At 71.5% G+C, this 14055-nt stretch carries 13 protein-coding genes; 2 read left to right on the forward strand and 11 right to left on the reverse strand.

Annotated features, from left to right (window positions below; translation table 11 throughout):
- Positions 1 to 20: 20 nt before the first annotated feature.
- The 9 genes from ACZ3OF_RS16235 to ACZ3OF_RS16275 form a co-directional block, all read right to left on the reverse strand.
- The gene (locus tag ACZ3OF_RS16235; protein ID WP_361670405.1) at positions 21 to 1532 is read right to left on the reverse strand and encodes an MFS transporter; all 1512 of its coding nucleotides are present in this window, start codon (positions 1530 to 1532) and stop codon (positions 21 to 23) included.
- A 74-nt stretch (positions 1533 to 1606) separates the two neighbouring features.
- Positions 1607 to 3760: an ArnT family glycosyltransferase gene (locus ACZ3OF_RS16240; protein ID WP_467305120.1), complete on the reverse strand. Its 2154-nt coding sequence runs from the start codon at positions 3758 to 3760 to the stop codon at positions 1607 to 1609.
- A complete protein-coding gene (locus ACZ3OF_RS16245) occupies positions 3757 to 5016 on the reverse strand; it encodes a bifunctional glycosyltransferase family 2/GtrA family protein (RefSeq protein ID WP_467305122.1) in 1260 nt (419 codons plus the stop codon). The genes ACZ3OF_RS16240 and ACZ3OF_RS16245 overlap by 4 nt, the downstream gene beginning before the upstream one ends.
- Before the next feature lie 26 nt (positions 5017 to 5042).
- Positions 5043 to 6632 (reverse strand): sensor histidine kinase, encoded by a 1590-nt coding sequence (locus tag ACZ3OF_RS16250; protein ID WP_361670396.1) that lies wholly within the window; start codon positions 6630 to 6632, stop codon positions 5043 to 5045.
- 21 nt (positions 6633 to 6653) lie between these two features.
- Positions 6654 to 7406: a response regulator transcription factor gene (locus tag ACZ3OF_RS16255; RefSeq protein ID WP_361670393.1), complete on the reverse strand. Its 753-nt coding sequence runs from the start codon at positions 7404 to 7406 to the stop codon at positions 6654 to 6656.
- A gap of 40 nt (positions 7407 to 7446) precedes the next feature.
- Positions 7447 to 8340, reverse strand: a complete 894-nt coding sequence (locus tag ACZ3OF_RS16260; RefSeq protein WP_361670391.1) for an amidohydrolase family protein — start codon at positions 8338 to 8340, stop codon at positions 7447 to 7449.
- Positions 8327 to 8662 carry an antibiotic biosynthesis monooxygenase family protein gene (locus ACZ3OF_RS16265; protein ID WP_361670389.1) on the reverse strand — a complete coding sequence of 112 codons (336 nt, stop codon included), beginning with the start codon at positions 8660 to 8662 and terminating at the stop codon, positions 8327 to 8329. The genes ACZ3OF_RS16260 and ACZ3OF_RS16265 overlap by 14 nt, the downstream gene beginning before the upstream one ends.
- Positions 8663 to 8746: 84 nt before the next feature.
- Positions 8747 to 9589, reverse strand: coding sequence for a DUF2797 domain-containing protein (locus ACZ3OF_RS16270; protein ID WP_361670722.1), 843 nt, complete (start codon positions 9587 to 9589; stop codon positions 8747 to 8749).
- A gap of 280 nt (positions 9590 to 9869) precedes the next feature.
- On the reverse strand, positions 9870 to 10613 hold the full coding sequence (locus tag ACZ3OF_RS16275; RefSeq protein ID WP_361670386.1) for a metallophosphoesterase: 744 nt from the start codon (positions 10611 to 10613) through the stop codon (positions 9870 to 9872).
- Positions 10614 to 10717: 104 nt separating this feature from the next.
- On the opposite strand from ACZ3OF_RS16275, the gene ACZ3OF_RS16280 reads away from it, so the two are divergent.
- The gene (locus tag ACZ3OF_RS16280) at positions 10718 to 11323 is read left to right on the forward strand and encodes a CGNR zinc finger domain-containing protein (RefSeq protein WP_467305402.1); all 606 of its coding nucleotides are present in this window, start codon (positions 10718 to 10720) and stop codon (positions 11321 to 11323) included.
- 221 nt (positions 11324 to 11544) lie between these two features.
- On the opposite strand, the gene ACZ3OF_RS16285 is transcribed toward ACZ3OF_RS16280, so the two are convergent.
- Positions 11545 to 11970 carry an excalibur calcium-binding domain-containing protein gene (locus tag ACZ3OF_RS16285; protein WP_467305126.1) on the reverse strand — a complete coding sequence of 142 codons (426 nt, stop codon included), beginning with the start codon at positions 11968 to 11970 and terminating at the stop codon, positions 11545 to 11547.
- Positions 11971 to 12599: 629 nt separating this feature from the next.
- On the opposite strand from ACZ3OF_RS16285, the gene ACZ3OF_RS16290 reads away from it, so the two are divergent.
- Positions 12600 to 12998 (forward strand): thiol-disulfide oxidoreductase DCC family protein, encoded by a 399-nt coding sequence (locus ACZ3OF_RS16290; protein WP_361670383.1) that lies wholly within the window; start codon positions 12600 to 12602, stop codon positions 12996 to 12998.
- 3 nt (positions 12999 to 13001) lie between these two features.
- Here ACZ3OF_RS16290 and ACZ3OF_RS16295 read toward each other — a convergent pair whose 3' ends face one another.
- Positions 13002 to 14054, reverse strand: a complete 1053-nt coding sequence (locus ACZ3OF_RS16295; RefSeq protein WP_361670717.1) for an HTTM domain-containing protein — start codon at positions 14052 to 14054, stop codon at positions 13002 to 13004.
- Between the last annotated feature and the right edge of the window lies 1 nt (position 14055).

The following is a 14055-nucleotide window of genomic DNA, read 5'->3' on the forward strand; positions in this document are numbered from 1 at the left end:
GTCAGCGGTCCGTCACCATGCTATGCAGCCGCCTGCCGCTTCTCGGACCGCTCCGCCCTCCGCAGCAGCGCCGCCGCGACCAGACCGCCGACGAAGACGGCGACCGCCCCGACCAGCTGGCTGGTCTGGAGGCCGGCGGCGAAGGCGTCGGAGATCTCGGCCCGTTCTGCCTCGCTTCCGGCCGCCGCGAGGGCCGCGGGCAGCGAGGTCGCGGTGACGGCGACAAGCGCGGCGAACCGGGCGTTGAGCACGGCGCCGAGGACGGCGACGCCCAGTCCGTTGCCGAACTCGGCGAGCGTGCCGTTGATTCCGGCGCCCACGCCCGCCTTCTCCGGCGGGATCGCGCTCATGATGGCGTTGGCCATGGCGGGGGACGAGACGGCGATACCGGCGCCCATCAGGACCAGGCCGAGGAGCATGCCCCAGTAACTGCCGTCCGTGCCGCCGCCGAGGACGGCGATCGAGGTGAGGCCGCCGGAGACCAGGGTCATACCGATGAGGACCGCCACCGGGGTGCCGATCCTCATCACGAGCTTCGGGCCGAGACCGGTCAGGTTGAGGCCCACGATGGTCAGCGCGAGCGGCGCCATCCGCAGACCGGCCTCCAGCGGCTCGTACCCGAGGACGAACTGCAGGTGCTGGGTGAGCAGGAAGAGCGAGCCGCCCATGCCGAAGACGACGAGCAGCGAGCCGCCGATGGCACCGATGAACTTCTGGTTGCGGAAGAAGTGCATGTCGAGCATCGGGTACGGGGTGCGCAGCTCCCACAGCGCGAAGGCACCGAGGACGGCGGCGCCGAGGGCGGCGGGGACCAGTACTTCGGCGGAGGTCCAGCCGTGCTCGGGGCCGGTGATGATCGCGTACACGACGGCGGTCATACCGATCGTGGAGAGCAGCGCGCCGAGCAGGTCGGGGCGCTCGCCCTGCGGGTTCTTCGACTCCGGTACGAGCTTGAGGACGGCGACCAGGCCGATCAGCGCCACCGGGATGTTGATGAGGAAGATCATTCCCCACCAGAAGTGGTTCAGGATGGCCCCGCCGATCAGTGGGCCGCCGGCGAAGCCGAGCGAACTGACGGTGGACCAGAGGGCGATCGCCCTGACCCGCTCCGAGTCGTCGAAGATCTGCATGACGACGGCGAGCGTGGTGGTCATCAGCAGCGCGCCGCCGACACCCATGCCGGCCCGGGCGGCGATCAGCTGCGCGGTGGAGCCGGCGAGTCCGGCGGCGAGCGAGCCGAGGCCGAAGAGGGCGAGGCCGACGGCGAGGAGCTTCTTGCGGCCGTAGCGGTCGGCGGCGTTGCCCGCGGTGAGCAGGAGGCCGGACTGGACGAGCGAGTACGCGTTGATCATCCACTGGATGTCGCTGGTGGACGCGTGGAGTTCGGAGGTCAGCGAGGGGATCGCGACGCTCAGGACGGTGTTGTCGAGCAGCACGGTGAGCTGGGCGAGACAGATGACGCCGAGGATCAGCCAGCGCTGCGGGTGTCCGCCGGTGGTGGCGGGCGAGGAGGCGGCGGTCGTCGCCGTCATGGGTCCCCCTTGTACGGTGTACGGGAATCAGGTCTCGTACACCGTACAAGGGACTCTCTTACGCTGTATAGCGATTACTTCTCGCGGGTCAGGTCGTAGAGGGTGGTGCCGTCGACGGTGACCTGTCCGAAGGTGGCCGTGACCCATGCGGAGATCTCCGAGTTGCCGCCCATTCCGCCACCACCGCCTCCGCCCGTGCCGCCTCCGCCGATGAAGTAGTGGATCTTGCCCTGGGCGACGTACTGCTTGAACTGGGCCAGGGTCGGGGACGGGTCACTGCCGTTGAAGCCGCCGATCGCCATCACCGGTTCTCCGGTGGCGAGCTGGTAGCCGGCGGCGTTCTGCGCGCCGATGGCCGCCGCGACCCAGGTGTAGCCGTCGGCGCCGTCGAGGAGGGTGGCCCTGGCCTCGGAACCGACGGTCGCGCCGTTGAGCAGGCCGCCCATACCGCCACCGCCGGCGCCCATGCCGCTGCGCTCCATGCCTTGGGGCGGGGCGCCGCCGGGCATCTGACCGGTGGGGGCCTGGCCTTGGCCCTGGCCCTGGCCTTGACCTTGGCCGCCCGGCATCTGGCCCGTGGGGGCCTGGCCTTGGCCCTGACCGCCGGGACCGCCGGGCATCTGGCCGCCCGGGCCCCTGCCGCCCTGCCCCTGGCCCGGGCCGTCGGCCATCCGCATGCCGCCGCCCGGGCGGCCGCCCATCGCACCGCCCGACGGGCCCGCCATCACGATCGAGCCCTGGTGGCCGGTGCTCAGCGTCTCCAGGGTGTACGCGAACGGCCCCGCGAGCCCCGCCGCCAGACCGAGCCCCGCGATCCCGAACCCGATCCGCCGGTCGAGCCGCCCCGCGAGCAGCAGCCCGACCGCGGCGGCCGACCCCACGACGAGGACCGCCCAGCGCAGCCACGGCAGCCAGTCCGGCGTCCGGCCCAGCAGCACGTACGCCCAGACCGCCGTCGCCGCGACCGTCCCCGCGAGCGCCGTCGAGGCGAGGAACCGGCCGCGCTCCTCCCACAGGACGCTCGCGCCCATGCCGACGAGCGCCGCGACGTACGGGGCCAGGGCCACCGTGTAGTACTCGTGGAAGATGCCGGCCATGAAGCTGAACACGGCCAGCGTGATCAGCAGCGAACCGCCCCAGACCAGGAACGCGGACCGGGCCGTGTCCGTACGGGGCGCCCGCCAGGTGACGACGAGACCGGCCACCAGAAGGATCAGCGCGGCGGGCAGCAGCCAGGAGATCTGGCCGCCGACGGCGTCGTTGAACATCCGCCCGATGCCGGTCTCACCCCAGCCGCCGCCACCACGGCCCCCACCACCGCCGCCACCGACGCTGCCGGTCTCGTCGCCGTTGATCCGGCCGAGGCCGTTGTAGCCGAAGGTGAGCTCCAGGAAGCTGTTGTTCTGCGAGCCTCCGATGTACGGACGCGAGGACGTCGGCCACAGCTCGACCAGGGCCACCCACCAGCCGGCCGAGACGATCATCGCGAGCCCGCCGAGGGCCAGTTGCCCGATCCGGCGGCCGAACCCGGCCGACGCGCACACCGCGTACACGAGCGCCAGCGGCGGCAGGATCAGGAACGCCTGGAGCGTCTTGGCGAGGAACGCGACACCGAAGGCGACCCCGGCCCACACCAGCCACTTCGCGCCGCTCTTCGCGTCCTCGAGGGCCCGCAGCACGCAGTACACGGCGACCGTCATCAGCAGCGCGAGCAGCGCGTCCGGGTTGTTGAAGCGGAACATCAGCGCCGCGACCGGCGTGAGCGCGAGGACCGCGCCCGCGATCAGCCCGGCGCCCGCGCCGAAGCGGCGCCGTACCGCCGCGTAGAGCACGCCGACGGTCGCCACGCCCATCAGTACCTCGGGGAGGAGGATCTGCCACGACCCGAGCCCGAAGACGCGCACGGACAGGGCCATCGGCCAGAGGGCGGCCGGCGGCTTGTCGACGGTGATGGCGTTGGCGGAGTCGAGCGAGCCGAAGAAGAACGCCTTCCAGCTCTCGCTGCCCGCCTGGACGGCGGCGGAGTAGAAGGAGTTGGCGTAGCCGGAGGCGCTCAGGTTCCAGACGTAGAGCACGGTGGTGACGGCGAGGAGCGCGAGGAAGGCGGGGCGCACCCAGGGGGCGTCCTCGGCCCGTCCGCGCCAGACGCGGGCGAGAGGGCCGCCGGGAGGCGCGGCGTGCGCGCCGTGGGCCGCCGGTGGCGCTGTGTCGTACGTGGTCGTGGTCATCGCGTGGTCCTTGCGAGCGAGGTGTCCGGGAAGACCCAGAGCCGGAAGAGGAGGAAGCGCACGACGGTCGCGGCGAGGTTGGCCACGATCAGGACGGCGAGTTCGGTGGAGTGGGCGGCGTCGCCGGTGGCCGCGCCGAGCGCCGCGAGCGAGCCGCTGGTCAGCGCGAGACCGATGCCGAAGACCACGAGTCCCTGCGCCTGGTGGCGTACGGCACGGTCCCGGCCGCGCACACCGAAGGTGAGGCGGCGGTTGGCCGCCGTGTTGGCGACGGCGGAGACCAGAAGGGCTGCGGCGTTGGCGAGCTGGGAGCCCATGCCGAGCCGGAAGGCCGAGTACAGCGCCACGTAGAAGAGCGTGGACAGCACGCCCACGGCGCAGAAGCCGACCAGCTGCCGGGCCAGACCGCCGGGCACGCCCGCGAGTTGCCGGTCGCGCGGATCGTCCCCGAAGGGGCGGGCGAGCCGGTCGAGCGGCAGCGAACCGGTGGCGAGCGCCCGGCCGACGCGCCAGACGCCCTTCAGGTCGTCGGTCGCGGTCCGCACGATGTGGACGGTGGAGTCGGGGTCGTCGACCCAGTCGACGGGCACCTCGTGGATGCGCAGCCCGGCCCGCTCGGCGAGGACCAGCATCTCGGTGTCGAAGAACCAGCCGGTGTCCTCGACCATCGGCAGCAGGCGCTCGGCGACATCGCCGCGTATCGCCTTGAAACCGCACTGCGCGTCGGAGAACCGGGCGGCGAGCGAGCCGCGCAGGATCAGGTTGTACGCCCGCGAGATGAACTCCCGCTTCGGCCCGCGGACGACCCGCGAGGAGCGGGAGAGCCGGGAGCCGATCGCGAGGTCCGAGTGGCCGGAGATGAGCGGCGCGACGAGGGGGAGAAGGGCGTTGAGGTCAGTGGAGAGGTCCACGTCCATGTAGGCGAGGACGGGTGCGTCCGAGTGCGACCAGACGGTGCGCAGCGCCAGGCCGCGGCCCTTCTGCTCCAGCCGTACGGACCGTACCTCGGGCAGCGTCGCCGCCAGCGCGGCCGCCACCTCGGGGGTCCGGTCGGTGGAGGCGTTGTCGGCGACCGTGATCCGGAAGCCGTACGGGAAGGTGCGGGAGAGGTGGTCGTGGAGCCGCAGGACGCACGGCTCCAGGTCCTTCTCCTCGTTGTAGACGGGAATCACCACATCGAGGACGGGCCGCCCGGCCATCCCCACAGGCAGGTGGTCCCGGGCGGGGAGGGTGCCCGCGATCGTTCGGGTTCGCATGGCACAGACCCTCGCCAGGGCGGCTGTCACGGCTGTGAGAACAGCCTGTGCCCTGCCTGTGAGTCCTGCGGGGCGGGACGGTGCTCCTCGGGTTGCGTGGGCTGCGTGGGCTCAACGGGCTCCGTGGGGAGCGCCACGGCGAAGACGGTCGTTCCCGGGCGGCTCCGCACGGTCACGTCCCCGCCGTGGGCGGCCGTCACCGCGCGGACGATGGCGAGCCCGAGCCCGGTGCTGCTGCCGCCGCCGGCGGCATGGCGGGTACGGGAGGCGTCCCCCCGGGCGAAGCGCTCGAAGACGACGGGGAGGAGCTCGGGCGGGATGCCAGGACCGTCGTCCTCGATCTCGACGAGGGCGCGGCCGCCCTCCGGCCGTACGCGCGCGGTGACGATCGTGCCGGGCGGGGTGTGGGTGCGGGCGTTGGCGAGCAGGTTGACCAGGACCTGGTGGAGACGGGCGGCGTCCGCCCGTACCGGCACGGCGGAGTCGGGAAGTTCGAGCCGCCAGTGGTGATCGGGGCCCGCCGCGCGGGCGTCCGAGAGCGCGTCCACGACGAGCGGTGCGAGATCGGTGCTCTCGTACGAGAGCGGGCGTCCGGCGTCCAGCCGGGCGAGCAGCAGCAGGTCCTCGACGAGGCCCGTCATCCGGGTCGCCTCGGACTCGATGCGCCCGAGCGCGTGCCGGGTGTCGGGCCCGCACTCCTCCCGGCCGCGCCGCGTCAGCTCCGCGTACCCCCGGATCGAGGCCAGCGGGGTCCGCAGCTCATGGCTGGCGTCCGCGACGAACTGCCGTACCCGGGTCTCGCTCTGCTGGCGGGAGTGGAGAGCGGAGTGGACGTGGTCGAGCATCCGGTTGATGGCCGCGCCGACCTGCCCGACCTCGGTCCGCGGATCGGCCTCGGGGACGCGGTGGTGGAGGGCCGGCTCACCGCTGTGGAGGGGGAGTTCGGACACCTGCGTGGCGGTGGCGGCGACCCGCCGCAGCGGGCGGAGCGCGATCCCGACCAGCGCACCGCCGGCCAGCGAGGCGGCGACGAGACCGGCGCCGGTGACGCTCACCTCGACGAGGATCAGGGTGGACAGCGTGTCCTGGACGTCGGACAGCGGGATGCCGACGAGATAGTCCCCGCGGCTCCCGGAGGCGTACTCGACCCGGTAGTCGTCCATGCCCGGCAGCTCGACGGTGTGGGGTGCGCCGTCGCGCGGAACGGCGGCGAGGGCGGCGCGCTGGGCCTCGTCCAGGGCCTGGGCACGGTACTTCGGACCGTACGCCCCCTGCTCCTCCTCCTCGGAGACGGCGGCGTCCCGCAGCTCACCGTCCACGACGGACGCGCCGATCGTGCCGAGCGGGGCGCCGGGTCCGGTGACGAAACCGAGCACCTCCGGTGTGCCGCCGGGGGTGAGCCCCGGCATGTTCTGCGGCGGCCCGGCGGCCCGGTTGGCGACGCCCCGCAGCTGCCCGTCGGCCTGGTCGTACAGATAGGACCGGAACGCGATCGTCGTCACCGTCCCGATCACGGTGGCGACGATCGCGATCAGGGTGACGGCGGAGACGACGAGCCGCGTACGGAGCGACCAGGAGCGGGGGGCTCGGACGGGGGCTCGGACGGGGGCTCTCATGGGGCCTCGCATGGGTTGCCCCTATTCCCCCGGCTTGATGAGATAGCCCGCCCCGCGCCGGGTGTGGATCATGGGGGGCCGCCCCACGTCGATCTTCCGGCGCAGGTAGGAGATGTACAGCTCGACGACATTGGCCTGGCCGCCGAAGTCGTACGACCACACCCGGTCGAGGATCTGCGCCTTGCTGAGCACCCGGCGCGGATTGCGCATGAGGTAGCGCAGCAGCTCGAACTCGGTCGCGGTGAGATGGATCGACTCGCCGCCGCGCGTGACCTCGTGACTGTCCTCGTCCAGGGTCAGGTCACCGACGGCGAGCAGCGACTCGCTCCGCGCGTGCGCCGCACCGGACCGCCGGATCAGCCCGCGCAGCCGCGCCACGACCTCCTCCAGGCTGAACGGCTTGGTGACGTAGTCGTCCCCGCCCGCCGTGAGCCCGGCGATCCGGTCCTCGACCGCGTCCTTGGCGGTCAGGAAGAGCACCGGCACGTCCGGCTGCTCGCGGCGCAGCCGGCCGAGCACGGAGAGCCCGTCCATGTCGGGCAGCATCATGTCGAGGATCACCGCGTCCGGCCGGAACTCCCGCGCCTCGCGCAGCGCCCCCGCCCCGTCGCCTGCGCTGTGCACCTGCCAGCCCTCGTACCGCAGGGCCATGGAGAGCAGCTCGGCGAGCGAGGCCTCGTCGTCCACGACGAGAACACGGACGGCGGAACCGTCGGGCCGGAGCATGTCGGTGCGCCCGCGGGGCCTGGTCGCGGTCGGTCGGATCGCAGTCATACGGCCACGCTGGCCGGACGTACTGAGATCTCCCTTTCCGCTACCTGTGAATTCCCTGAGAAACCTGCGGGAAGAGCGCGGCGCCGTTCTCGTACAGGACGCGGCGCAGCCAGTCGTCCCCGAGGCCGAGCCGTTCGAGGGCGTGGAGCTGGTGGACGTACGGATAGGGGATGTTCGGGAAGTCGGAGCCGAGGAGGATCCGGTCGCCCAGCGCGCGCAGCCGGGGGAGTTCGGCGGCGGGGAAGGGCGCGAGGCGTTCGCTGAAATCGGTGAAGGCCATGGTGGTGTCCAGGTGGACGCCCTCGTACCGCTCGGCGAGGTCGAGGAAGTCGGCGTACTCGGGCATCCCCATGTGCGCGACGATCAGCCGCAGCCGCGGATGGCGGGCGAGCAGCTGTCCGACGGGCCCGGGGCCGGTGAACTTTCCGGGGGTGGGCCCGGAGCCGCAGTGGACGACGACGGGCGTGCCGGCGTCGGCGAGGAGGCCCCAACCGGCTTCGAGGAGCGGATCGTTCGGGTCGAATCCGCCGACCTGGAGGTGCACCTTGAAGACGCGGGCACCGTCGTCGATCGCCTTGCCGACGTACGCGGTCGCGTCCGGTTCGGGGTAGAGGGTGGCGGTGTGGAGGCAGTCGGGCGTACGGGCGGCGAAGCCGGCGGCCCAGCCGTTGAGCCAGGGGGCCATGCCGGCCTTGTGCGGGTAGAGCATCGAGGTGAAGGCGAGGACCCCGAATTCGCGGAGGAGTGCGACCCGCCGGTCCTCCTCGTCGCGGTAGGTGATGGGCCACTCCACGCCGGTGAGGGGGCCGACGGCGTCGAAGTAGGCCCAGACCTTGTCGAGGACGTTCTGGGGCATGAAGTGGGTGTGGACGTCGACGAACCCGGGGATCCCGAGTCGCCGGGCGAGCTGCCGCGTCGTGTCAGCCGCGCTCAAAACCGTAACTCCGCTCGACCTTGCCGATGTGGACGCTGTAGCTCTCGTACCAGTGCTCCCTGCCGTGACGCTTCGCGGCCTGGTGCTCGGCGTTGTCCCGCCAGGCGTCGAGGGAGGCGAGGTCCCGGAAGTACGCGACGGTGATGCCGATGCCGCCGGGAGTGCGGGCGGACTCGTGACCGAGGAAGCCGGGAAGCTCGCTGACGATCTTCGTCATGCGGTCGCTGGTCTCGGCGTATCCCTCGGGGGAGTCGGGACGGATCGAGGTGAAGACAGCGGTGTAGTAAGGCGGTTCGAGGCCCGCCACCAGGTTCGGGGTCATGTGGATCACCCTCCGCCGGGCAGGGCGGCCGTGTCCATAAGGGCCGCCCGAAGGGATCCAAGTCTTTACCCGGTCCCGTCGCCGCTACATCGGGAACAGCTCGTCCTGGACGTCGGTGTCCGCCTTCCGCACGGGCACGGTGACGCGGTGGCCGGGGTCCACGGAGACGAGCCCCCACCCGCGGACGACACGCGTGTCGACGGCGAGGCAGCGCCCCGCGGCGTCACGAAGATGCAGGTCGGGCCCGGCGGCGGCGAGGAGGCGCCCGGCGACGACACCGTCGTCGACGAGCTCGGTGACGGCGCCGGAGAGCGGCGGCAGACCGTCGAGCCCGAACGCCTCGGCATGGTCGTACGCCTGGAACTCCAGCCGCTCCAGCGTCTCGGCCCATCCGGAGAGCCCGGTGGCACGCCCGTACAGCTCCTCGATCTCCCGGCGGCGCGCGTCCGGGCCGGGCAGGTCGTGCCGTACGGCGCGCTTACGGGCGTACGGGATCCGGTCGGGCACCTTCAGGGCGTGCCGCAGCAGCTCCTCGGTCCGCCGGGCGGCCATGAGCGGCCCGCGCCCGAGCCAGCCGAAGGCGACGGCCCCCTGCTCCAGGAGGCGGGCGTCACCGCGCTCCTCGGCCGTGATCCCGACCTTGGTCATCCCGGGCCCGAACCAGGCGAGATACACGCGGTACGTCCGGGGGTCGTCGGCGATCGTGTCGGCGGCGACCGAGTGGACCCGGTCGAGCCGCGCGCACTCGGGGCACTGCCCGCCGGTGGCGCGGGCGGGCACGGTCGCGTCGAGCGGGCAGGGGTTCCCGCGGGCGCCCGGGCAGCGCCGCGGCCCGACGGCCCGGAAGGCGACCTGCTGCCCGTACGCGAGCACGGACACCCGCCCACCGTCCCAACGGAGCCCGGGCACACCCCCGCTCCACCGCATCCCGACACACCGCCACGTCACGGAACCAGTCTGCTCCGAGCCACTGACAACGGAAGCGGCGGGACCGGCGGGCGGGCTTCAGGGGGTCCGGGCCGTACGACCACGTGGTCGCCGACGCGGTCGCCGGTCACCGGTCACCGGTCGCCCCGAGCCGGATCCCCCACCCCACCCATGCCCGTCCCGGCGCCCCCTCCCCCGAACGGCGCACGCGCGCCTGCGCGCCATGGCCGGTACCGCCGTACCCCTAGTACCGCCCGAAACAGGCCAAGGTGAACCTGGGTCAGAGGACGACGCGATAGTGGGTGGTCAGCCGCCGGTCGTCGCCCAGGACGTGGAAGGCGAGACCGGGCGGCTGGTCGCGATCGGCGGGGCGGTCGCCCTCCCAGGGCATGCGCAGGGTCCAGGTGACGGCGGGCCCGACGATCAGGGGACGGCCGGCGAAGGTCGAGGCGGCGGCGGTGTGGGCGTGCCCGGTCAGGACGGCGACCACCTGCGGGTGGGCGTCCAGCAGGGCGGCGAGCTGCCCGGGCTCTTCGAGCATTCCGGCGTCGGGCAGCGGGTGGTGCAGCGCCACCGGCGGCTGGTGGAAGGCGATCAGCGCGGGGGTGTCCCGCGGCAGCGCGGCGAGTCGGGTGTCGATCCAGTCGAGCGTCGCCGCGTCGAGACGGCCCTCGTCGCGGCCGGGGATGGTGGAGTCGCACATCAGGACGGCGACCCCGCCGACGTGGTGGATCCGGTTGACGGGCCCCGGATCGGGCGCCTCCCCGAGGAGCGCCTTGCGGTAGGCCGGGCGCACGTCGTGGTTGCCGGGGCAGGTGAGGACGGGAAAGGGGGCCGCCAGGATGCGGGCCGCTTCCTCGTACTCGGCTTCGGCGCCGTGATCGGCGATGTCTCCGGTGACCAGGACGGCATCGACCGGGCGGGGCAGGGCCCGGAGGTAGTCCATGACACGGGCGGCGCGCCGGGTGGCCCGCTCGCTGCCGTCCAGGTGCAGGTCGCTGATCTGCGCGAGCAGCAAGGTCATCCCTGGGCTCCTAACGGAATAAATTCGCTTTACCATTAGAGACCATAGAGTGGCCGAGGGAATGTGATCAAGTGGCTGACGACCGGACGGGGAAGGAGACGTCGATGGAGCGCTGGGCGGCACTGGAACTGGCGAGCACGATCCGCCACGATGGAGAAGGCGGCGTCACCGACGACCTCGCCACCGCAGCCGGAACATCCCGCTGGCTCCAGACGCAGGCCGACCACCTCCCGGCGCAAGGGATCGCAGCGGACGAAGACCTCAGGACGGAGCTCATCGAGCTGCGCCAGGCGATCCGGGCGCTGTTCGCTCGGGCGGTCAGCCCCGCACCGCCCAGCCCGGCGGACGCCCGGCAACTGATGCCGTCCGACAAGGCATTGGCGCACCTCAACGCGGTCGCCGCGCGCGAACCGATCACCCCGCAGCTCACCTGGCCCCCGAACGGCACGCCGGCACTCCACCTGTTGTCGACGGAGGGCACACCAAGGACACGCCTCCTGGCGACCCTGGCGCGCGCCGCGATCGACTTCCTGGCCGGCCCGCAGCGCGAACACCTACGCGCCTGCAGCGCACCCCGCTGTGTGCGCTACTTCGTCAAGGCCCACGGCCGCCAGGAATGGTGCAAACCCGCCTGCGGCAACCGCGCCCGAGCGGCCCGCCACTACCAGCGCCACCACGCACCCCCACCGGACGCCTCCACCCACCCCTGACGGCGGGTTGGGGTCCTGCGACGGGCGTACGACGACGGCGGTGCGCTGTCCGACGGCACGGGCGACCGACGGCTGACGGCCGTTGCGGTACGGCGCTGCGGTACCGCATGCGCGGCAGCGGCTTCACCGTGATGGCCTGCTGTTCCCGTCGACCCGCGCGCTTGACGTGCGCTTGCCTCGCCCTCGGCTGCCTCAGGGGTTCAGGACGCGAGATCGAGGGCTCACGGCGGATATGGGTCACAGGCCCTTCCATCGCCGTCTCGGTCGAGATGCGGCGCGTAACCGGGCTCGCCCCTGAAAAGAGGCGTGGCGCCCGCAGCTCGCACCTCGTCGCAGTTCTCGTAGCGTGGGGAAGCTTCGCTGGGTAGCTGCTCCGAGCCGTTCACCTCGCGTACGTCAGCGGCGACGATCGTGCCGCGGTGAACAGTGAAGGTGCCTTCGAAGACCCGCAGCGAGCCGTCGGTCTGCGTGGCCTCCAACCTGATCGAGACGGTGTCACCGTTTGCGCGGAGTACGTGAACTGTGTCGTGGGCGGTAGTGGCGAAGCCGTCCACGAAAGCTGCGTAGGAGTCTGCGAAGTTCTTGCCCCCGAGCTCCCAGGCACGTCGATAGTCCTGAGCGTTGATGGCAGCGAAGTACTCGCGCACAACGGACGGTGCGTCGGCGACGGTCGAAGGAGCCGTCGGACGGGAGGACACAGGCGCCGGTCCGCCCATCCACGCTGGCACCTGAACCTGGGAACCCCCGGTCTCCGGGGCCGTTGTGGCGCTCCGAACAGCGTCGGCGGGTCTACGCCGAGGCGAGCGTGGAGGAGGTGCGCTCCACGACCGGCAAGCTCTGCGCCCGCCTACTTCGATGCGGCCGCGACAGTCAGCGTGTAGTCCACACCGGTCGAGAAGTCACCCGACTGCTAGTCCACTGGCGTGCGCTGGCGTTGATGTCAGCCGCTGTTGCGGCAGCTCCGGGTGCCGTTGTCCCGGCCTTCGCAGTGGACCTGTGAAGGCCGGGACACCGATGGGTGGGGTGAGCGACGGTGGTGGTGGCGACCCCAGGACGCGGCGTCGATGGTGCGGCCGCGGTCGTCGCAGAGGGTGGCCTTGTCGGAGTTGGGGTCCCAGACGGTGGTCCTTCGGTGCCCGGAGCGCTCCTGTACGGCCCGCTCTCCGGTGGCGGCCGCATCAGTGGGCGCTCCGTAGGTCGTGTTGCCCGCCAATCGGCTTTTGATCGCCGCACACTGAAGTTCTTCAGCGCAGCAACGTCGAGAAATGGAGCCCCGATGGCGAGCCAGCCCATTCTGTTGTTTGACGGAGACTGCGGTTTTTGTGGCAGAACAATCGAGATTGTTCGGCGCACCGTTCAGCCGGGGGTGCAATTCGTCCCCTGGCAGTACGCCGACCTCGCCGCCCTGGGCGTCACCGAAGCCAGAGCCGACCGCGAGGTCCTCTGGATCAGCCCGGTCGGCGGCGAGGTCCACGGTGGACCACGCGCCCTGTCTGCCGTGCTGATGTGCGGACGAAGGCGCTGGTGGTGGCTCGGGCTCGCCCTTCGAGTGCCGCCCGTCAACTGGATGGCACGCGGTGTCTATCGGGTCGTCGCGAAGAACCGCCATCGCCTACCGGGCGGCACAGCCACCTGCTCTCTCCCTGCCCACATGCGGGGGAAGCCGGACTGTTGACTCCTACTCCGGTGAGGGCTGCGGCGGTACCACAGCGGATGCTGTCCCGACCGCGGCCTCCGCTCTCCTGTTTCCTGTGCGCTGGAAAGTGCGCCGCCACAGCCTTCCCAAAGCGCGGTAGAAGCGGTCCGGCAGGAACGCGGCGTCCGCGACGATCATCGCGCCCGAGAAGAGTGGCAGCCCCATGAGCACCGCGATATTCACGTGCATGCCCAACAGCAGGATAAGGACAGGGTATTTGAGCCTGCCGAACAGGACGAACGGAAACGCGACCTGCACCAGCACCGTCAGATAGCCGACGACGGCGATCAACACGTGATGGCCGGCGACCATCTGAGACAGCTCGGGCCAGGGCCGGAACAGGTCGATGTTCAGGACGTAGTGGAGGGCGGTCCCATCACCCCACTTGGGGCCCTGCACCTTGTACAGGCCCGCGCATCCGTAGAGGAAGCAAACCTGGGCGGCGATGACGAGCATGCCGCAGTTGTGCAGCACCGTGGTCAAGACAGTGCGGGCGTCGCCGAGATGGTGCCGGAGATCGCCGCCCCGCGGATCTGACGTCTTGCCCGCCGACGCCTGGAGCCGGGCCCGGCGGGCGTCGAGGGACCAGCGCCGGCCGCACGCGGTGAAGACCAGGTAGACAGCCATGAGGACCATGAGATTGTCCCCGCCGTCCGCCATGAAGAGCGCCCTGGCGTGGAACGACACCACCACGACCGCGAACAGCACGGACACCGCCCGCGTCCGCCAGCCCAGCAGGAACAGCGCACACGTGACCAGAGCGACGGCGTAGCAGACCTCGAAGTACACCCGGCTGTCGGACAGGGTGAGAATGCTGGCCCAACCGCTCTGGTCGAACATCTGCCTGGCCAGCGTGGGCGTCCACGGTGATCCAGGGCCCCACATCTCGTTGCGATGCGGAAACTCGCGGAGCAAGAAGACGAGATAGAGCAGCCCGTACCCGATGCGCAGCACCGCCGCCGCATACAGAGACACCGGCCGTTCGGTCAGGAGGCCGAGGCATGCGTGAACGCGGTCGAGTACGCGTCGCGGCATG

Source organism: Streptomyces sp. NPDC022552 (assembly GCF_055561875.1).